At 68.8% G+C, this 19890-nt stretch carries 15 protein-coding genes; 6 read left to right on the forward strand and 9 right to left on the reverse strand.

The features are described 5' to 3' along the window. Positions 1 to 315 precede the first annotated feature (315 nt). The 3 genes from Q7T09_RS02410 (at position 316) to Q7T09_RS02420 (ending at position 4969) form a co-directional block, all read left to right on the forward strand. Complete coding sequence (locus Q7T09_RS02410) at positions 316 to 1839, forward strand: MFS transporter (protein WP_304697372.1); 1524 nt, start codon at positions 316 to 318, stop codon at positions 1837 to 1839. 134 nt (positions 1840 to 1973) lie between these two features. Further along, on the forward strand, positions 1974 to 3422 hold the full coding sequence (locus Q7T09_RS02415; protein WP_304697373.1) for an MFS transporter: 1449 nt from the start codon (positions 1974 to 1976) through the stop codon (positions 3420 to 3422). Between the two features lie 98 nt (positions 3423 to 3520). Continuing rightward, entirely contained in the window at positions 3521 to 4969 is a 1449-nt protein-coding gene (locus tag Q7T09_RS02420) for an MFS transporter (protein WP_304697374.1), read from the forward strand. Positions 4970 to 5029: 60 nt separating this feature from the next. Here Q7T09_RS02420 and Q7T09_RS02425 read toward each other — a convergent pair whose 3' ends face one another. The 5 genes from Q7T09_RS02425 to Q7T09_RS02445 all read right to left on the reverse strand — a co-directional run bounded on the left by Q7T09_RS02425 (position 5030) and on the right by Q7T09_RS02445 (position 10928). Next, entirely contained in the window at positions 5030 to 6259 is a 1230-nt protein-coding gene (locus tag Q7T09_RS02425) for a TetR/AcrR family transcriptional regulator (protein ID WP_304697375.1), read from the reverse strand. Between the two features lie 92 nt (positions 6260 to 6351). Next, positions 6352 to 6708 (reverse strand): YdbL family protein, encoded by a 357-nt coding sequence (locus Q7T09_RS02430; RefSeq protein ID WP_304697376.1) that lies wholly within the window; start codon positions 6706 to 6708, stop codon positions 6352 to 6354. Positions 6709 to 6719: 11 nt separating this feature from the next. Continuing rightward, complete coding sequence (locus Q7T09_RS02435) at positions 6720 to 6905, reverse strand: YnbE family lipoprotein (RefSeq protein ID WP_304697377.1); 186 nt, start codon at positions 6903 to 6905, stop codon at positions 6720 to 6722. 10 nt (positions 6906 to 6915) lie between these two features. Then, positions 6916 to 9960 carry a YdbH domain-containing protein gene (locus Q7T09_RS02440; RefSeq protein WP_304697378.1) on the reverse strand — a complete coding sequence of 1015 codons (3045 nt, stop codon included), beginning with the start codon at positions 9958 to 9960 and terminating at the stop codon, positions 6916 to 6918. A 191-nt stretch (positions 9961 to 10151) separates the two neighbouring features. Further along, positions 10152 to 10928, reverse strand: a complete 777-nt coding sequence (locus tag Q7T09_RS02445) for an SDR family oxidoreductase (RefSeq protein WP_304697379.1) — start codon at positions 10926 to 10928, stop codon at positions 10152 to 10154. Positions 10929 to 11101: 173 nt separating this feature from the next. Between Q7T09_RS02445 and Q7T09_RS02450 the strand changes: the two genes are divergently transcribed. The 3 genes from Q7T09_RS02450 (at position 11102) to Q7T09_RS02460 (ending at position 15880) form a co-directional block, all read left to right on the forward strand. Further along, the gene (locus Q7T09_RS02450) at positions 11102 to 13183 is read left to right on the forward strand and encodes a 3-hydroxyacyl-CoA dehydrogenase NAD-binding domain-containing protein (RefSeq protein WP_304697380.1); all 2082 of its coding nucleotides are present in this window, start codon (positions 11102 to 11104) and stop codon (positions 13181 to 13183) included. 170 nt (positions 13184 to 13353) lie between these two features. After that, the gene (locus Q7T09_RS02455) at positions 13354 to 14556 is read left to right on the forward strand and encodes an acetyl-CoA C-acyltransferase (RefSeq protein WP_304697381.1); all 1203 of its coding nucleotides are present in this window, start codon (positions 13354 to 13356) and stop codon (positions 14554 to 14556) included. A 262-nt stretch (positions 14557 to 14818) separates the two neighbouring features. Beyond that, positions 14819 to 15880: a GDSL-type esterase/lipase family protein gene (locus Q7T09_RS02460; RefSeq protein ID WP_304697382.1), complete on the forward strand. Its 1062-nt coding sequence runs from the start codon at positions 14819 to 14821 to the stop codon at positions 15878 to 15880. Positions 15881 to 15993: 113 nt separating this feature from the next. On the opposite strand, the gene Q7T09_RS02465 is transcribed toward Q7T09_RS02460, so the two are convergent. The 4 genes from Q7T09_RS02465 to Q7T09_RS02480 form a co-directional block, all read right to left on the reverse strand. Beyond that, positions 15994 to 17388 carry a D-arabinono-1,4-lactone oxidase gene (locus Q7T09_RS02465; RefSeq protein WP_304697383.1) on the reverse strand — a complete coding sequence of 465 codons (1395 nt, stop codon included), beginning with the start codon at positions 17386 to 17388 and terminating at the stop codon, positions 15994 to 15996. Continuing rightward, positions 17385 to 17732: a cytochrome c5 family protein gene (locus Q7T09_RS02470; protein ID WP_304697384.1), complete on the reverse strand. Its 348-nt coding sequence runs from the start codon at positions 17730 to 17732 to the stop codon at positions 17385 to 17387. Before Q7T09_RS02470 ends, Q7T09_RS02465 begins: the two co-directional genes overlap by 4 nt. Positions 17733 to 17830: 98 nt before the next feature. Then, positions 17831 to 18607: an alpha/beta fold hydrolase gene (locus Q7T09_RS02475; protein WP_304697385.1), complete on the reverse strand. Its 777-nt coding sequence runs from the start codon at positions 18605 to 18607 to the stop codon at positions 17831 to 17833. 11 nt (positions 18608 to 18618) lie between these two features. Continuing rightward, positions 18619 to 19890 (reverse strand): LLM class flavin-dependent oxidoreductase (locus Q7T09_RS02480; protein WP_304697386.1); only part of this gene is annotated, 1272 nt, incomplete at its 5' end.

Consider the following 19890-nt stretch of genomic DNA (forward strand, 5'->3'; position numbering starts at 1 on the left):
TCGTGGCGCGCCCGCCATCCCCGACGATCGAAAGGCGGCCGAGGGAACAGGTCGCGAACGCTGCGAACGCCTGCGTCAAACCCTTGGCTGGCAAGGGCTTGCATTGTGTCAGAACTGTAAGATCAAAGCCGTTGACGCCATGGCGGACCTCCCGCACGGTTCATTCCAAAGAGACCATAAACAGGCCGCGCACCTACGACGCGGCGGGAGGAAGACGGTGGATCGCGGCCCCCCTGCGCCGATGACGCGCGGACTCTCGACGGCGTTTCCGGCCTCTCCCCTTCCCGTCTCCCGCGGCGCTCTCCGGGGCCTTCGATGAGCGCCACTCTCGCTACGGGCGCGCGTCCCCCGGTCGGGCTGACCACCAAGGTGCTCTACGGCCTGGGGGCCGTGGCCAATGCGGTGAAGGCGCGGGGTCTCTCGACCTTCCTGCTGATCTTCTACAATCAGGTGGTGGGGCTGCCGCCGCAGATGGTCTCCACGGCCATCTTCATCGCCTTGATCTTCGACGCCTTCTGCGACCCGCTGGTGGGGCAGATCTCCGACAACTTCCGCTCCCCCTGGGGCCGGCGACACCCGTTCATGTACGCCGCGGCCCTGCCGGTCAGCCTGGCCTTCTTCTTGATCTGGAACCCGCCCAGCGGCTGGAGCCAGGGCGAGCTGTTCGGCTACATGCTGGCCTGCCTGCTGGTGATCCGGCTGTTCGACACCTTCTTCGAACTGCCCTCCTCCGCCCTCGCGCCGGAGCTCGCCCACGACTACAACGAGCGCACCAGCCTGATCGCCATCCGCGGCCTGTTCACCGTGATCGGCGGCCTGGGCATGACCCTGATGGTCTACCAGGTGTTCATGAAGGAGGGGCCGGACGGCTCCGGCGGCATCACCGAGCGGGCGGGTTATTTCGGCTATTCGGTGTTCGCCGCACTGCTGATCTTCACGGTGATCATCGTCTCCACCACCGGCACCTTCAAGCAGATCCCCTATCTGCGCCAGCCGACCGTGCGGAAGATCGGCTTCCGGTTGATGGCGCGCGAAGTGGCCGCGACCCTGAACAACCGCTCCTTCGTGGTGGCCGCGGTGGCCGGCATGTTCATCGCCGTGGCCATGGGACTGAAGAACGGGCTGGAGCTCTATTTCGCCCTCTACTTCTTCCAGCTCACCCAGGGCCAGCTCTCGCTCCTGACCATCGTCGGCGTGGCCGCCAGCGTCGCTGGGGTGATGCTGGCGCCCCGGGCGGGCGCCCTGTTCGGCAAGAAACGAGCGGCGATCACCCTGTTCACCGGCGCGCTGGCCACCGGCATCACCCCGCTGACCATCACCCTGATGGGGATCGCCCCGCCCCCGGGCTCGGACGCGATGTTCTACATCATCTTCGTGGAGACCTTCTTCAACGGGGCCATGGCGGTGGCCACCGGGGTGTTGCTCTCCTCGATGATCGCCGACGTGGTGGAGGACGCCGAGGTCAAGACCGGGCGACGGTCCGAGGGCCTGCTGTTCTCCGCCGACAACCTGTTCAAGAAGATCGTTTCGGGCATGGGGATCTTCGTCTCCGGCAGCCTGCTGGCCTTCGTCAACTTCCCCGCCAACGCCAAGCGCGGCCAGGTCGATCCCGACATCCTGCGGGAGCTGGCCCTGATCTACCTGCCGCTCGCCACGGCGCTGTACGGCTCGGCCATCCTCTGCCTGTTCGCCTTCAAGATCGACAAGGCGACCCACGAGTCCAACCTCACCAAGCTGAAGGACGCCGCGGCCCTGGCCGAGCTGTCGGGCGCCGACGACCAGATCGGCGGCCTGCCCGGCGTGGCCGGCGGCGCGGCCCCCATCGCCCCGCGCGGGTGACGGGCATGATCGACGCACGCCGTTCCCACCCTAACCTGCCGCCGATTCGCACGACCTAGTCTCCGCCCCTCAAGCCCAAGAGCACCACCTTGTCCGACGACATACCGACCCTTCGAGAAACGCCGAGGCTCGGCATGTCCACCAAGCTCTCCTACGGGGTGGGCTCCATCGCCGTGGGGGTGGCCACGCTTGGCCTCTCCTCGTCCCTGCTGCAGCCCTATCTGAACCGGGTCATCGGCCTGCCGGCCATGTGGGTGGGGACGGCGATCATGCTGACCCTGATGCTCGACGCGGTGATCGACCCGGCCATCGGCCAGTGGTCGGACAAGCTGCGGACCAGGTGGGGCCGGCGCCATCCGCTGATGTACGCCTCCGCGCCCCTGATCGCTGCGGCCTGCATCGCCTTCTGGAACTCACCGGCCACCTGGCCGCCCGCCACCACCGGGGTGTTCGTCATCGGCATGCTGGTGCTGCTGCGCCTGTGCGTCAGCCTCTACGAGATCCCCTCGGCGGCGCTCGCCCCGGAACTCACCAGCGACTACCACCAGCGCACCACCCTCTTCAGCTACCGCTTCTTCTTCGGGGTGGTCGGCGGCCTGGGGATGAACGTGGTGCTCTACCAGGTCTTCCTGTCGCCGGCGGCGGGCGGGATCCTCAACCGCACCGGCTACGCCAATTTCGGCATCCTGGCCGGCGGGGTGATGGCCGCCTCCATCATCGTCTCGGCGCTCGGCACCCACCGCCACATCAAGGGCCTGTACCAGCCGCCCGTGCGCCAGGTCCCCCTGAGCCAGGTGGTCAAGGAGGTGATCGGCACCATCGGCAACCGCTCCCTGGTGGTGGTGATGATCTCGGGCCTCTGCTCCGGCGTCGCCGGCGGTCTGAGCGGCGCACTCAGCCAGTACTTCTACATCGAGCTCTGGGGGGTCAGCGCCGCCTCGATCTCCTTCATCTCCATGGCCGGGGTGCTGGCCTCCGTCTCCGGCGTCGCCGTGGCCGGTCCCGCGGCGCGGATCTGGGGCAAGAAGCGGGCGATGCTGACGCTCTTCGTCTGCTCGGTCTTCACCTCGGCCGTGCCCCTGTCGCTGAAACTGCTGAACCTGGCGCCCGCCGACAGCGGCATGGTGCTCACCCTGCTGCTGGTGGACTATTTCATCGCCACCACCCTGGCCATCTCCGGCTTCATCATCATCTCCTCGATGATCGCCGACGTGGTGGAGGACGCCGCGGTCAAGACCGGGGTCCGCTCCGAGGGCCTGCTGCTGGCGGCCAACGGCCTGTTGCCCAAGTTCACGGGCGGCATCGGGGTCTTCCTCTCCGGGGTGCTGCTGACCGTGGTGGCCTTCCCCACCCATGCGGCGGCCGGAACCGTGGACCCGGAGATCATGCGCCGCCTGGCCTTGATCTTCCTGCCCATCAACACCGGCATGAGCCTGCTCTCCATCGCCGTCCTGCTGCCCTACAAGATCGACGAGAGCCGTCACGCCTCCAATGTCGCCACCCTGGCGGCGGCCGCGGCGGTGGCCGAGCGGGCGCGGATCGAGGAGGCGCGACCCGTCGTCGACGGCGCTTCCAGCATCTAGAGACGGCTTTCAAAAACCGGGCTAGGTTTGCAGAACAGAACAGAAGTCCCGGAGGACCAATGACGCAGGCCGTACCAGACGCTCAAACCGGACGCCGGTTGAGCCTGCCCACCAAGCTGTTCTACGGCTTCGGCTCGGTGGCCTTCGGGGTGAAGGACAACGGCTTCTCCTACTTCCTGCTGATCTTCTACAATCAGGTCATGGGCCTGCCCGCCCAGACGGTGGGCCTAGCGATCATGATCGCCCTGTTCGTCGACGCCTTCCTCGACCCCATCGTCGGCCAGCTGTCGGACAATCTGCGCTCCAGGTGGGGCCGCCGGCATCCCTTCATGTACGCCGCGGCGATCCCCGTGGCGGTCTCCTACCTGCTGCTCTGGAACCCGCCCAAGTCGCTGGATCACCAGGGGCTGTTCTTCTATCTGATCGGCACGGCCATCCTGATCCGCAGCTTCATCACCTGCTACGAGATCCCCTCCTCGGCGCTGGCCGCAGAGCTGACCACCGGCTACGACGAGCGCACCAAGCTGCTCAGCTACCGCTTCCTGTTCGGTTGGATCGGCGGCCTGGTGATGTACTTCGCCGCCCTGAAGATCTTCCTGCGCCCCGACGCCGGCCACAAGGTGGGTCAGCTCAATGTCGAGGGCTACGCCCACTACGGGATCGCCGCGGCCCTGCTCATGCTGCTGGCCATCCTGGTCTCCGCCGGCGGCACCCACAGCCAGATCCCGTTCCTGCGGGAGGCGCCGCACCGCAAGCTCTCCCTGCCCATGCTGGCCCGGGAGATGTTCGGCACCCTGTCCCACCGTTCCTTCCTGCGCATCCTGACGGCCAACCTGTTCGCCGCCATGGCCGGCGGCCTGACCCTGTCCATCAGCCTCTATTTCACGACCTTCTTCTGGGAGTTCAGCTCGGCCCAGATCGCGCTGTTCACCTTCGCCAGCCTGACCTCGGCCCTGTTCGCCTTCGCCGCGGCGCCGGCCTTCTCCCGGAAGTTCGGCAAGAAGCGCTCGGCCATGACCCTGCTGCTGATCGGGCTCGCCGTGGGCTGCACGCCGATCGTCCTGCGGCTGCTGGGGCTGTTCCCCGAGAACGGCAGCCCGCTGCTCTTCCCGCTGCTGTTCGCCCAGAACGTGGTCTCCACCGGCGCCACAATCACCGCCAACATCCTGACCTCCTCGATGATCGCCGACGTGGTGGAGGACAGTGAACTGCGCACCGGCCGCCGGTCGGAGGGTTTGTTCTTCGCGGCCTCGGCCTTCGTGGCCAAGGCGGTGACCGGCATCGGCATCTTCACCTCGGCCATGCTGCTCAAGGCCGCCGCCTTCCCGCAGGGCGCCAAGCCCGGTGAGGTGGACCCGGAGATCATCGCCCGGCTCGGGATGATCTACGTCCCGGTCCTGGTGGTGCTCTACGGCCTGTGCGTGACCTTCATGAACGGCTACCGCATCACCCGGGAAAGCCACGCAGAATCCCTGCGCCAGCTGGCCGCGGCCGCCGACCTGGTCAACGAGGGCGAGCCCGCCAGCGAGACCGGCAAACTGGGCTGAGGCCTTCTTGCTTGGCGCGTGACGGGCGCCGGAACCGGCGTCCACTTCCGACTGTCACGCTTACCGCGCAAAGATTCCCATCAGCATCGGCCGGGCGAAGACCGAGGGCGCGGCCTTCTGGGTGACGCCGGGGACCCAGAAGCCCAGTTCCGCGCCGGCGTTCAGGGTGGCGTTGAGCATCTGGGCGGCGATGAAGGGATCCACCGGGCGGATCGAGCCCTCGGCGATGCCGTCGGAGATCATCGAGGCGAACCGGTCGGAGACCCGGTTGGAGTGGGCCACCTGCTCCTCGCGCATGGCCTCGGGCAGGGCCGACAGCGCCGAGGTGCGCAGCAGGGGGCCGTATTCGGAAAGCTGATATTCGGCGAGGGCGGCGGCGGCGCTGGAGAGCTTGGCCCACTGGTCCCCCGGCAGGCTCATGGCCAGGCGCTGGACCCGGCGCATCACCTCGAAGGTGCGGTCGAAACAGGCCACCACCAGATCATCCTTGGCCTCGTGGTGATGGTAGAAGGAGCCCTTGGTGACGTTGAGCTCGGCGGAGATCTTGTCCACCGAGGCGCCCTTGTAGCCGCGGCTGTTGATCAGGCGGGTGGCGGCCAGCAGGAAGGTCTCGCGGGAGAGCTCGCCTGAGTCGGGCGCCGCCAGCTCGGCCAGGGGCGCGGGCGCCGGGGCCCATTGCGCGCCGGGCATGGCCAGGCCGCCGGTGAGGATGTCGAACATCCGGTCGCCGATGCGGCCATAGTCCTCGGGATCGTATTTCGGCAGCCAGGCCGCGGCCCAGAACAGCTGCTCCATCAGCATGTGGGTGCGGGCCGTGCGGCGGCCGCGGCCGAGCCAGGCCAGTTCCGGCGCCTCGAACAGGTTCCGCACCTTGCGGAACAGCTTCATGAAGGCGTCGAACACCTCGGTGCGGCGCGGATTGTTCAGGGCCCGGATGTCCGACAGCACCGGCAGGGGCGGCAGCTCGCCGGTGGCGGTCAGCCGCAGGCGCTCCAGATGGAGGTCCAGCAGGCGGCGCAGGCGCAGGGTCGGGGTGGGCTCCCGCAGGGCGGTCTCGGCGGCCTGGGTCAGCCACTCGACGCCGCGCATCAGGCAGGCGGCGGCCAGGTCGTCCTTGCGCTTGAAATAGTAGGTGACGCTGGTGGTGGAGAGGCCCACGGCGGCGGCGGCCACGCCCAGGGTAAGGCCCTTCACGCCCTGGGTGTTGAGGATCACGGTGGAGGCGTCGAGGATGGCGTCGCGCTTCTTCTCAAAGCGGTCCGTCGACCGGGCGACGTTGCGGTCAGCCATCTCCCCTCCAGCCCCGCGCGGCCGGTTCCGGCGCGTCGCGAACATCCCTCTCTATCGGAACGTCGCGAAGGGGCCAATGGTCGGCGGGGAAGCTACTTCTGGACCCAGGCGCCTTCGGGGGTCTGGTAGTAGTCGCCGGGGCGCAGCTTGAGCTGGACGACGCTGGCATAGGTCGCGGCGCCGGCGGCTTCCGGGGTCACCCCGTTCCGGGCGGCGGCCTGCCGGTAGAGCTGGGCGCGGCCGGCGTTGATCTCGGCCACGGCGGCCTCGACCGTGGGATCGCCGCCCTCGCCCTGGACGAGGCCCAGATAGCCGTCGTTCTGCTCTCCGACGACGCCCGCGGACTTGGCGGCGTCGACGGTGGCCTTGGCGCTGGCGGCCAGCGCCGGGCCCGCAATGATCGTCCCGACGATGGCGGCGAGGGGGATCAGCATCTTTTGGAAGGTCATGGTCATGGCCCCTAGAACAGGTCCGGATTCTGCTTGATCAGCGCCTTGACGTCGTCGTCCAGCCGCAGGCGGACATCGGCGTCGAGCTTGGCGTAGATCGTGATCGGCTTCACATCGACATGCACGGTGGCGCATCCCCAAGAGCTGAGGGCGACGCCGAGCGCCGCGAGCGCGGCGAAGGAACGGGGCGATGTCATCTCAGCGGCCTCATGGTCTGGTTGTCGCAGGCGGCGGCTGAACGGGGTCTGAACCGCGCAGCTTCTGATATTCGGCGAAGTCCCCCAGCAGTTGATCCAGGTTCAGCGAACTGTCCAGGGTCAGGTCGACCTTGGTGCCCGAGGGCAGGGGCAGTTTCTTCTTCAGGAAGCTGCGGGTCAGCACCTCCTGCGGGGTCAGCCAGATCTCCTGGTGGGTCGGGGGGGCGTTCTCCCCCTTGATGTGGAACAGCACCCCCAGGCGGCCCTTGGGCAGGCTGTTGATCTGGGCGTCCAGGCTCTGGAAGGCCAGGTTCTCCATGGCCTGGTAGGCGAAGTCGGTGAAGGTGTCGGTGGTGGGCGGCGGCGTCTTGTCCCCCAGAGGACCCGCGGCCACCGCGCCGTCGGCGACCACCGCGCTCAGCGCGTCGCGGCGGATCGACAGGCGACCGGGACCGACTGCGTGCAGGGTCCCGCCGGAGACCCGCACGCCATCGGGAGTGACCAGGAAGGGGATGGTCCCGCTGGCCTTGGCGGTGAGGTCCATGCGGGCGGCGAAGGGGGAGGCCTCCACCAGGTCCGAGAGCTGGACGTCGGTGAAGGCGATGATCCCCTTCCAACTCTTGCCGCCGACGAAGGGCAGGCTGAAGGGCTCCAGCCGCACCTGGCCGCCGCCCAGCGCCATGTCGAGGGCCGCGACGTTCACCGCCTCGCCGGCGATGCCGAAGGTCGCCTCCGCCTCCGTCAGGCCGGCCAGGGCGTCGATCTTCCGGGCGGTCAGGCGCTGGCCGGGGGCGGCGGTGAGGGGCGAGAGGCTGGTGAAAGCGACCTGACCCGCCAGGCCGGTGACCTGGCCGGCCGGACTGCGGAAATCCAGGCCGGGGATGTCCAGCACCCCGCCGCTCGTCGAGCCGGACTTGGTCCAGGCGACCTCGCCATGGAAGCGGGCCTGGCCCGTGGCCGGCGAGCCCACCAGGGCGGCGCGGGGGGACAGGGCCGCGGGCTGCAGGCCGCCCTCGGCGAAGGCCAGCGGCCCAGTGTCGAAGGTGAGCGCGCCCATTCCGGTGGCGCCGTCGTGGGTCAGGTCGCCTTGGCCCAGGGCGTGGCCGGCAGGATCGGCGGCGGCGATCTGGGCGCGCCAGACCTCGCCGGCCACCCGGGCGCTGGCGGTGGCGCGGACCGGATGGAAGCGGCGGTCGGGGCTGGTGTCGGCCACCTGGCCGGCGGCGAGGTCGAGGGTTCCGGTCAGACGCCCGTTGGTGGTTCCCAGGTCGAGGCCGCCGGCGCCCTCGCTCAGCGCGGCCTGCAGGAAGGGGACTTTGGCCGACAGGCCCTTGGCGCCGGCCCGGATACGCCAGTCGCCGTGGGCCAGGGTGAAGAGCGGGGCGGCCGTCGGGCAGAGCTCGCCGGCGATCGCCTCCACGTCGTTGGTCCCGAGCTCAAGCCGACCGGAGACCGGGGCGCAGCGGCTGGCGGTGAAGGCCAGAGCCCCGCCCGCCAGGCGCAGCTCGCCCTGGGCGGCGACGTGGCCGTCGCGGACCGGGCCGACGCCGGTGACGGCGCTCAGACGGGTCTGGGCGGTGAGGCCGCCAGGCGTCAGGTGGTAGCGGTCGACGGCGAGGTCCAGCTCCGGCAGGCCACCGCCACTGACCGCCAGCTTCAGGGCGCCGGCGCCCTTGGCGTAGAGGGGCGCCCGGCCCAGGGCCTGGACGACAGCCAGGCCGCCGCCGGCGGCGGGGCGTACGGTCAGGGGGGCGGTCAGGGCGAGGGTCAGGCCGCCGTCGCGGGCGGTGAGGGACAGGCCCTTGGTGGCGGCGCCGAAGCTACGGGCGGCGCGCTTCAGGGCGGCGATCTCCGGGGCGTCACTGGCGCTGGCGGCGCCCAGGCCCGACCAGTCGCCGTGGGTGGAGACCGATCCGGCCAGGGCCAGGTCGCCCCCCTTGGCGGCCAGGACAGCCGAGCCGCGCAGGTCGCCGCTAAGCCGCGTCAGGGCGAGCTTGTCGCGGGTCAGGGCCTCGGCGCCGATCCGCGTGGTCAGGCCCGCGGCGACCCGGTCCCCGCCCCGCCGGGTCCAGTTGAGGCCCTTCACATCGGCGGCGACGCGCAAGGTCCGGATCTGGGCCCCGGCCAGATCGGCGCGGGCCGCCCCCAGGACCGCGGCGCCATCGCCGGTCACCGAGAGGGTGTCGATCCAGCCGGCGGACTGGCCGGTGAAGCTGGCCTGCAGGCTGGCGTCCCGCAGGGCCGTCGCGCCATAGGCCAGGCGGCGGGCCTCGAGCTTCAGGGTCTGGGTCAGGCCACCGTCGCCGCGCCTGGCCTTGAGGTCGGGATAGGCGGTGCGGGCGGTGAGCCGCAGGATGGCGTCCTGGGCCGCGATCTGGCCCAGGGTCAGGTCGCGGACGCTGACCTCCAGGGCCGAGACCAGCTGGTCGCCGACGGTCACCAGGTGCAGCTCGCCGGGGCCCAGGCGGACCGCGCGGTCGGCGCCCTTGAGCTCGGCGGGGGCGAAGATGGCGTCCAGGCGCAGCAGACGGCCGTTGTCCAGCCGGGCGCTGGCGCGGGCCAGGAGGGCGCCATAGTCGGTGTCCAGGCGCAGGCGGGCGTTCTCGATCGCTATGGCCGGCTGGCGGATGTCGGGGCGCGGGGGGCGTTTGCGAAGCGCCTCGATCAGGGGGTCGAGCTCGCCCAGGGTGAGGCGGCCGGCCCTCCAGCGGCCGTGGATCACCGGGCTCGCCAGGCGGATCGAGGTGACCGTGACCCCGAAGGGCTTGCCGACCCACCAGCCGGTGAGGCCGTAGCGGACCTCGGCCACCTGGGCGGTGAGGTCGGGGTTGGCGGCGGGGCCGATGCGCAGGGTCCCGGTGAAGCCGCCGGGGCCGAAGGTGGAGAAGAGCACTTCGGACTCCACCCCCTGGGAGCGCAGCCAGCCGGTCAGCGCCTCCCGGGCGATGATCCGGCGGCCGGCATAGGCCAGCGCCATGACCAGGACCAGGGCGACGACGGCCAGGATCAGGACGGTGCGCCAGGTTCGCCGGGGGATGATCGCTGGGTCGGTCAAGGGGCGCCGTTGTTGCCGCGGGAAGGCAAGACTCTAGCGCAAAAGCGGCGCGGGCAGGGCCGTTCCCTGCACATGTCGGTCGGCCGTGAGAGACCAAACCCCACCTTCGTCGACATCACCCCGGCAGGTCAGGCGACCGCCGGGGTGAGGCCTTCAACTATCTATTTGATATATATATAAAATCATCGACTTCAGAGGCCTCCGAGGGAGGCCAGCGCGACGCCACCATCGACGGCGATGGTTTCACCGACGACGTAGTCACCGGCGCGGCTGGCCAGGTAGATGGCGGCCGCGGCCATGTCCTCGTCGCGGCCGATGCGGCGCGAGGGGATGCGCTTGGCGATCTCGTCGCCCTGGTCGCGGGCCACCCGGTTCATCTCCGAGGCGAAGGCGCCCGGCGCGATGCCGGTGACGTTGATGCTGTCCTCGATCAGGGTCGCGGCCATCCGGCGGGTCAGGTAGATCAGGCCCGACTTGCTGGCATGGTAGGAATAGGTCTCCTGCGGATTGAGGCGGATGCCGTCGATCGAGCAGATGTTGATCACCTTGGCCGGCTGCTCGTGGCTGGCGGCGGCCTTCAGGGCGCCGTGCAGGGCCTGGGTCAGGAAGAAGGGCGACTTCAGGTTCAGGTTCATCACCTTGTCCCAGCCGCTCTCAGGGAACTCGTCGAAGGGCGCCCCCCAGGCGGCGCCGGCGTTGTTCACCAGGATGTCGAGCTTGGCCTCATGCTCGCCGAAGCGCTTGGCCAGAGCCTGGCAGCCCTCCACCGTCGAGACGTCCTGCGGCAGGGAGATGCAGTTGGGACCCAGCTCGGCGGCGGTCTCGTCGCAGGCGCCGGGCTTGCGCGAGGAGATATAGACCTTGGCGCCCTGCTCGATGAAGCCGGCCGCGATCATCTTGCCGATGCCGCGCGAGCCGCCGGTGACCAGGGCCACGCGGCCCTTCAGAGAGAACAGATCCAGAGCCATCAGGCGCTTCCCTTTTTCAGCGTTGAAGCTGGGTCATAGACCCGTGTTTCCGTCACGAAAACCCTACGCACATTTGACTCGCACCGGGTCGGCGTGGCCTGTAACACCCGTTTGAATCTCTCCAGCCGCCCTGCCTAGAAGCGGCCCTGAAACGACAAGCCGAGGATGCGCCCATGACCGCCGTCAACTCCGTGACCGACCTCACGCTCGATGGCGACATCGCCGTCATCACCCTGAATTCGCCGCCGGTGAACGCCCTGTCGGCGAAGGTCCGCGAGGGCCTGTTCGAAGGCTTCAAGGCCGCCGGCGCCGATCCCGCCGCCAAGGCCATCGTGCTGATCTGCGAGGGCCGCACCTTCATCGCCGGAGCCGACATCACCGAGTTCGGCGGCGCCATGGCCGGCCCCAGCCTGACCGACGTGCAGGACATGATGGAGAACTCGCCCAAGCCGGTGATCGCCGCCATCCACGGCACGGTGCTGGGCGGCGGCCTGGAAGTGGCCCTCTGCGCCCACTTCCGCGTCGCGGTCCCGTCCGCGAAGTTTGGTCTTCCCGAAGTGAATCTCGGCCTGCTGCCGGGCGCCGGCGGCACCCAGCGCCTGCCCCGCGTGGTGGGTCCCGAGCGCGCCCTGGAAATGATGACCACCGGCCGCCATGTGCCGGCCAAGGAGGCCCTTGCCGGCGGCCTGGCCGACGAACTGGTGGAGGAAGGCAAGCTTCGCGAGGGCGCCCTGGCCTTCGCCCGCAAGGTGGTGGCCGAGGGCCGGCCGCTGACCCGTATCCGCGACCAGAACGCCAAGGTCGAAGCCGCCCGCGGCAAGCCCGAGATCTTCGCCGACTTCCGCAAGGCCAATGCGCGCAAGTTCCGCGGCTTCCTGGCCCCGGAATACAACATCCAGACCATCGAGGCCGCCGTGAACCTGCCCTTCGAGGAGGGGCTGGCCGTCGAGCGCAAGCTGTTTGGCGAACTGATGAGCGGCAGCCAGTCGGCCGCCCAGCGCTATTCCTTCTTCGCCGAGCGCCAGGCCCAGAAGATTCCCGGCATCGCCGACGATGTCCCGCTGATCCCCATCAAGAAGGTGGGCGTCATCGGCGCCGGCACCATGGGCGGCGGCATCGCCATGAACTTCGCCAACGCCGGCATCCCGGTGGTGATCGTCGAGCAGAAGCAGGAGCCCCTGGACAAGGGCCTTGGCATCATCCGCAAGAACTACGAGCGGACCGCCTCGCGCGGCGGCATCACGCCCGCCCAGGTCGAGGAGCGCTGCGCGCTGATCACCGGCTCGCTGTCCATGGAGGACAGCTTCAAGGACGTCGACCTGGTCATCGAGGCGGTGTTCGAGCGGATGGACATCAAGAAGGACATCTTCGCCAAGCTGGACGCCATCTGCAAACCCGGCGCGATCCTGGCCACCAACACCTCGGGCCTGAACATCGACGAGATCGCCTCGGTGACCAAGCGCCCCGAGAGCGTCATCGGCCTGCACTTCTTCTCGCCGGCCAATGTCATGAAGCTGCTGGAGATCGTCCGCGCCGACCATACGAGCGACAGCGTCATCGCCACCTCGATGAAGCTGGCCAAGCAGATCGGCAAGGTCGCGGTCCTGGTGGGCGTCTGCCCCGGCTTCGTGGGCAACCGCATCCTCGGCCAGCGCCAGCGCGAGGCCCAGAAGCTCGTGATGGAAGGGGCGATGCCCTGGGACATCGACCGCGTGCTCTACGATTTCGGCTTCCCCATGGGCCCCTTCGCCATGAGCGACCTGGCCGGCCTGGACATCGGCTGGGTGAAGGAGAAGTCCAACGGCGAGAGCATCCGCGACGTACTCTGCGAAGCCGACCGCCGCGGCCAGAAGACCGGCGCCGGCTATTACGACTACGACGAGAACCGCAACGCCAAGCCCAGCCCCTTCACCGAGAAGGTGATCCACGACTTCATCGTCAAGTCGGGCGCCAATCCGCGTAAGATCAGCGACGAGGAGATCCTGGAGCGCTGCATCTTCCCGATGATCAACGAGGGCGTGAAGATCCTCGAGGAGGGCAAGGCCATCCGCTCGTCGGACATCGATGTGGTCTGGCAGAACGGCTACGGCTGGCCGGTTTATCGCGGCGGCCCCATGTGGTACGGCGACCAGGTCAGCCCGGCCAAGGTGCTGGCCAAGATGAAGGAATTCCAGGCCACCATGGGCGATACGTTCAAGCCCTCGCCGCTGCTGGAAAAGCTGGTGGCCGACGGCAAGAAGTTCTCCGACCTCTAGGTATTCACCGCTCATCCCGGCGAAGGCCGGGACCCAGCTCCACCAACCGAATTCAGGACAATCGCGCCAAGACCGAGCTTTAGGATCTGGGCCCCGGCCTTCGCCGGGGTGAGCGGACTTGAGGCCCGGTCTTCGGTCGCCCCTCCTCCCCAACCAAGGACATCTTCTTCATGCGTGAAGCCGTCATCGTCTCCACCGCCCGCACGCCGATCGGCAAGGCCTATCGCGGCGCGTTCAACAACACCTCCGGCGCCGAGCTGGGCGGCCACGTGATCGCCGAGGCCGTCAAGCGCGCCGGCATCGATCCGGCCACCATCGACGACGTGGTGATGGGGGCGGCGATGCAGCAGGGCACCACCGGCAACAACATCGCCCGTCAGGCCGCCCTGCGCGCCGGCCTGCCCAACACCGTCTCGGGCATGACCCTGGACCGCCAATGCTCCTCGGGCCTGATGGGCATCGCCACGGCGGCCAAGTACATCATCAACGATGGCGCCAATGTCGCGGTCGGCGGCGGGCTGGAGAGCATCAGCCTGGTCCAGAACGACAAGATGAACCGCTATCGCACCAGCGATAAGTGGCTGAACGAGCACGTTCCGGAAATCCACACCTCGATGCTGGAGACCGCCGAGATCGTGGCCGAGCGCTACGGCGTCAGCCGCGAGGCCCAGGACGAATACGCCTTCCAGTCGCAGCAGCGCACCGCCGCGGCCCAGGCCGCCGGGGTGTTCAATGCCGAGATCGCGCCGCTGACCTCGATCATGATGGTGCAGAACAAGGAGACCGGTGAGTTCTCCGAAAAGGAAGTCACGCTCACCCAGGACGAGGGCAACCGTCCGTCGACCACCCTGGCCGACCTGCAGAAGCTGGCCCCCGTCTTCAAGGGCGGCATCTATGTCAAGGAAGGCAAGTACGTCACCGCCGGGAATGCGTCACAGCTCTCCGACGGCGCCGCCGCCGTGGTGCTCATGGAGCGGAAGGAAGCTGAGCGGCTTGGACTCACCCCGCTGGGCGCCTATCGCGGCATGGCCGTGGCCGGCTGCGGCCCGGAAGAAATGGGTATCGGCCCGGTCTTCGCCATCCCCAAGCTGCTGGAGCGTAACGGCCTGAAGATCGACGACATCGACATGTGGGAGCTCAACGAGGCCTTCGCCTCGCAGTGCCTCTACTGCCGCGACAAGCTGGGCATCGACCCGGCCAAGTACAACATCTCCGGCGGCGCCATCTCCATCGGCCACCCCTACGGCATGACCGGCGCCCGGGCGACCGGCCACATCCTGCACGTGGGCAAGCGCCGCGGCGCCAAGTACGGCGTGGTGACCATGTGCGTCGGCGGCGGCATGGGCGCCGCAGGGCTGTTCGAGATCTTCTAAGCCTCATCGCTTCAGACTGACGAAGGGCCGTCCGCGAGGGCGGCCCTTTTTCGTGGGCGCGTTCGGGAGGCTCCCCCTCTCCCGCCTGCGAGAGGGTAGGGTGAGGGCTCTTGCTGAAAGGCCGTCGTCGCTCCGGGCGCCGAAAGACCTCCGCTGCGCGGAGGCCCCCTCACCCAACCTCTCCCCCGCAAGCGGGGGCGAGGAGGAGTCTCGTCACGGTCAGCGAATGTCCTAGACTGGCCGCTCAACGTCGGAGTCCCGCATGCAAGCCGTCCCCCTCACCGCCATCGAGACCCTGATGGATGGGCAGATCGACATCCGCCGCCGCGAGGGGTCGCTGCAGCCGATGCGGTTGCCGGTGAAGGAGCTGCCCTTCTATGACGCCTTCACCCGCTGGGTGGGGTCCTGCGCCACGGGGTGCCGGCTGCGGTTCTCCACCGACAGCACCACGGTGCGGCTCTCCGCCACCCAGCACCTGCTGGCCCAGGCCAATGACGGGGAGAAGCGGGGCGCCTATGACCTCTATGTGGACGGCGCCTTCTTCGGCCGAGGCTGGGGCGAGGGCGGCGCTGTCATGGAGGCCGACGGCAAGCTCAGCGGGGACCCGGCCTTCACCATCGAATTCACCGGCCTGCCGGCCAGGACCAAGACCGTGGAGCTGTGGCTGCCCCAGGCCGCGACGGTGGCGATCACCGGCCTGGCCATCGACGACCGCGCCGGCCTGGAGCCCGCCTCCGAGCGGCGCAGGCGCGTCCTGTTCCACGGCAGCTCCATCAGCCACGGCATGGAGGCCGAGGGCGCCACGGCCAACTGGCCCGCCGTGGCCAGCCGGCTGGCGAACCTGGATCACCTGAACCTGGGCTGGGCCGGGTCCTGCCTGCTGAGCGGTCAGGCGGCGCGGATCCTCCGCGACCAGAGGGCCGACGCCATCGTCCTGAAGCTGGGGATCAATGTGCATGGCGAAGGGCAGCTGAAGGAGCGGACCTTCCTCGATTCAGCCCACGCCATGATCTCGATCATCCGCGAGAAACACCCCACCACGCCGCTGCTGATCGTCTCGCCGATCTGGTCGCCGCCGCGCGAGAGCGTCGGCGACGGGCCCAGCCTGCAGCGGATGCGTCAGCTGCTGGCCGATGTCGTCGCCGCTCGGGCCGCGACGGGGGACACCGCCATCCGCTATCTCGACGGCCTGGAACTGTTCGGCCCCGCCGACGCCGCCCTGCTGCCCGACGACCTGCACCCCAACACCGAGGGCTATCGGCTGATGGGGGAGCGGTTCCACGCGCTTATGCTGAGCGGAGATGGGGCGTTGGTGCGGGGGTAGTTCCTTATCCCGTCATCCCGGGCGACCGCGGGGAGACCCGGGAGCCAGGGGCGGCGGGCTGGGCCCCTGGGTCCCGGCTCTTCGCTTCGCTGCGGCCGGGATGACGTAGAGGGTTAGGCCCCGAACAACTCCCTCAGATACGAGTTCAGCATCTTGCCCTGCGGGTCCAGACGGCGGCGGACGTCCTGGAAGGCGGCCCAGTCCGGATAGAGCCTGGAAAGCTGCGGGGCCTTGAGGCTGTGGAGCTTGCCCCAGTGGGGGCGGCCGCCGTGGGCCAGGAAGATCGGCTGAATCAGCTCGAACAGGAATTTGTAGTCGTCCTTGTAGTGACAGTGGACAGCCACCGAGCCTCTGGGGCCGCCGTTGAAGGGCGAGAGCCAGGCGTCGTCGCCGGCGATGCGGCGGGCCTCGATGGGGAAGAAGACGTCCTTGCGGTGGGTCTCCAGGGCCGCCACCACCTCTTTCAGCGCCGTCAGCGGGGTCTGTAGCGGCAGGTGGAACTCCAGCTCGTTGAATCGCACCGGACGCTCGGTGGAGAGCAGCTTCCAGCCTTCGCCCACCGCCTCCTCCGGCTTGGTGGAGCCCAGCAGGGCCTTGGCCGCGGCCTTGCGCAGGGGCGTCGAGAACCCAAGCAGGTTGCGCAGCTGTTTGAGCGCCTCGAGGAAGGCGTCGTCGCTGGAGGCGCCTGGCGGGGTGGCCGGCAGGGTGGTCTCGTCGTGAGTGATGTTGGCCGCCAGGTCGGTGAAGGGGACGGCGTAGAACTCGTAGTTGCGGTGCTTGGCCCAGCGCGTCTCGGCCTGGGCGAGGGTCTGTTCCAGGGGCTCCAGCCAGACATGGCGGTGCAGGCGCGGGTTGGGGGCGGTCTTCAACCGCACCTGGGTGATGACGCCGAGGCCGCCGAGAGAGACCCGGGCGGCGTTGAAGATATCGGTGTTGTGGGTCGCGTCGCAGTCGAGGATCTCGCCGCCCACCGTGGCCAGGCGCAGGGCGGTGATGTCGCCATGGATGGCCTTGAAGGCCGTCCCCGTGCCGTGGGTGCCGGTGCCGATGGCGCCCCCCAGGGACTGCTTGTTGATGTCGGGCAGGTTGGGCATGGCCCGGCCCCTGGCGGCCAGGGCGGGGCCGAGGGCGCCCAGGCGGGTGCCGGTCCAGACGACGGCCTCGTCTCCCTCCCAGCGGTCGATCCCGGCCACCTGGTCGAGGGTCATCAGCGTGCCGGAGGTGGGGACCAGGCCGGTGAAGGAGTGACCGGCGCCGACGGGGCGGATGGGGGCCGCGGCGGTCTTCAAGGTCTGGGCGACCTGCGCCTCGGTTTTCGGCGCGCTGCGGACGGCGGGATAGGCGCTCTCGATCCCCGACCAGTTGCGCCACAGCATCCGCCCTTGCGGATTGACGCTGGGGGGCGAAGCCGGCTCGGGCTTCTCGCGGGTGGCCAGGAAGACGCCCCCGGTCCCGGCGACGACCACGCCGGCGGCGCCGACCAGCAGGGCGTTGCGACGGCTGATCATGACCTGTCTCCTTCGTGGCCGGCGATGAAGGCGATCAGGGCCTTGAAGTCGTCGGGCGTGCAGGCGGCGCACTGGCCGCCGGCGGGCATGGCGCGGTAGCCCTGGACCACGTGGTCCAGCAGCACGGCCTCCCCCTGATGCCACCGGGGCCGCCAGGCCCGGGCGTCGTGGGTCAGGGGCGCGCCGGCGGCCGGGTTGGTGTGGCAGGTCTTGCAGGCGCCTTCGTAGAGGGAGGCGAGACGCGGGTCGGCGGGCGCCAGGCTGGCATAGTCGGCGGGCGGCCCGGCCGGCTTGGCGCAGGCGGTCAGGGCCAGCAGCGCGGCCGGCAGCAACAGGTGTCTCAAGCGTCCTCCCCCGGGGCGCGATGCCCTCTTTTCGAGAAGGGGGAGCTTAGACGCGACTCGGGGGCGGCGTCAGGGGGGGATGGCCGCCCGGGCCACAGTCAGCCTAACCTACCGATCGCCTCCACCACCTGGGCGGTCTTCTCGAGGATGACCATGTGGCCGGCCTCGGGGATGGAGACCAGTTCCGCGCCCTTGATCCCCTTCTTGAATCCGTGGGCGTAGAAGGGCGGGACCATGCGATCGGAGTCGCCCCAGACCACCACGGTCCTGGCCTTGATCCGGTACAGCCGCTGCGAGAGACCCCGCTCGGGGATCGGGAACAGGATGCGGCCGGCCATGCCCAACTGGCGGGCGTTGGTCACCAGATAGGTCTGCAGGAAGTTGGGGTCCTCGACATTGCGGCCGGCGGTCAGGATGGCCGCGCCCGCCGCGGCGTCGTGGAACAGGTACTGCGGCATCTCGTAGGGCATCAGCGAGAACATGTCGGCCACGGGATGGTCGTCGTTCCACATCCCCGCCGGACAGATCAGCCCCAGGCGGGTGACGTCGTTTGGCGCGATGGCGGCCATCTCGGCGGCGATCATGCCGCCCATGGAGTGGCCCACCAGGATCGGATTCTTCAGGCCCAGGGCCTCCACCACGTCCCAGGTGTGGAGGGTGAAATCCAGCATGTCGCGGATCTCGGCGCACTCGTCGCTGTCGCCATAGCCGGGGATCAGCGGGGCGTAGACGTGGTGCCTTTCAGCCAGGGCGTTGAGGAAGGGGTCCTCGGCCGTGACGCCGCCCGCGCCGTGCAGGAAGACGAGGTCGGGGCCCGAGCCCCCCTCCAGGTAGCGGACGGGGACGTGCTGGGTCTGAACGGTCTTGAGGTCCATGATCGCCTCCTTCACGCGTAGGTCTTGGCGAGTTCGGCGCTGGTGGGCGCCTCCTTCGGCAGGCGGCCGGCGGCGAGCCGCTTGTCGAGCGGGCTGGTCCAGAAGCGGTTGTCGTCGCCCCAGTCGGGGAACATGTTCCGCAGCTTGGGCATGACCTTCTCGGCGAACAGCTTGGTGGAATACATGCACTTGTCGGCGGGCATGTTGCCCACGTGCATCAGGCAGAAGATGTTGCCGACGTTCAGGCCCTTGATCAGTTCTTCCATCCGCTGACGGACGGTCTCCGGGGAGCCGGCGATGACATGGCCCTGCTCGGTCAGTTCCTTCCAGGTCAGCTGGGTGTAGCCGCCGCGCGGCGGGGCGTATTGCGACAGGGCCCCGGTCTGGATGGTCTTGATGGTCCGGTAGCCGGGCGCATCGGCGAAGCCCGGATAGACGTGCAGGCAGCGATTGTAGAAATAGCTGACGTGCTCGGCATAGAGTCGCTCGGCCTCCTCGTCGGTGTCGGCCACCAGGATGGTCTGGGCGAAGCCGGCGCGGTAGGGGCTCTTGTCCACCCCGCGCTCATCCACCCGCCGCCAGTAGCCGTCCATCAGGGCCTGGGCCCGCAGGTAGCCGGAGAAGCTGAGGTAGGAATACGAGTAGGTATTGTCGATGCAGAAGTCGTAGGTCTCCACCGAGCCGCCGCCGGGGATATGGACCGGCGGGTGGGGCGCATCCTGAATCGGGCGCGGCCAGATATTGACGTGCCGCAGCTTGTTGTAGCGGCCGTTCCAGGCGAAGGGCTCCCGCGTGGTCCAGGCCTTGATGATCAGGTCATGGGCCTCCTGGTACTTCTCCCGCGTCAGGGACGGGATCTGGCCGTAGCAGTAGTTGGTGTCCATGGAGGTCCCCACCGGGAACCCCGCCACCAGACGCCCGCCGGAGATGCAGTCCAGCATGGCGAACTCCTCGGCCACGCGGATCGGCGGATTGTACAGCGCGATGGAGTTGCCCAGGACCACGATGGCCGCGTCCTTGGTGCGCCGCGCCAAGCCTGCGGCGATGATGTTGGGGCTGGGCATGATGCCGTAGCCGTTCTGGTGGTGCTCGTTCACCCCGACGCCGTCGAACCCCAGGGTGTCGGCGTATTCCAGCAGGTCCATATAGGTGTTGTAGACCTCATGGCTCTTGGCCGGGTCGAACAGCTTCTGGTCGATATCGACCCAGACCGACCGGTTCTTCTCCCGGAAATCGTCCGGCAGATAGGGCCACGGCATCAGGTTGAACCAGGTGAACTTCAT

Origin of the sequence: Phenylobacterium sp. (assembly GCF_030645195.1) — a bacterium.
Lineage (GTDB): Bacteria > Pseudomonadota > Alphaproteobacteria > Caulobacterales > Caulobacteraceae > Phenylobacterium.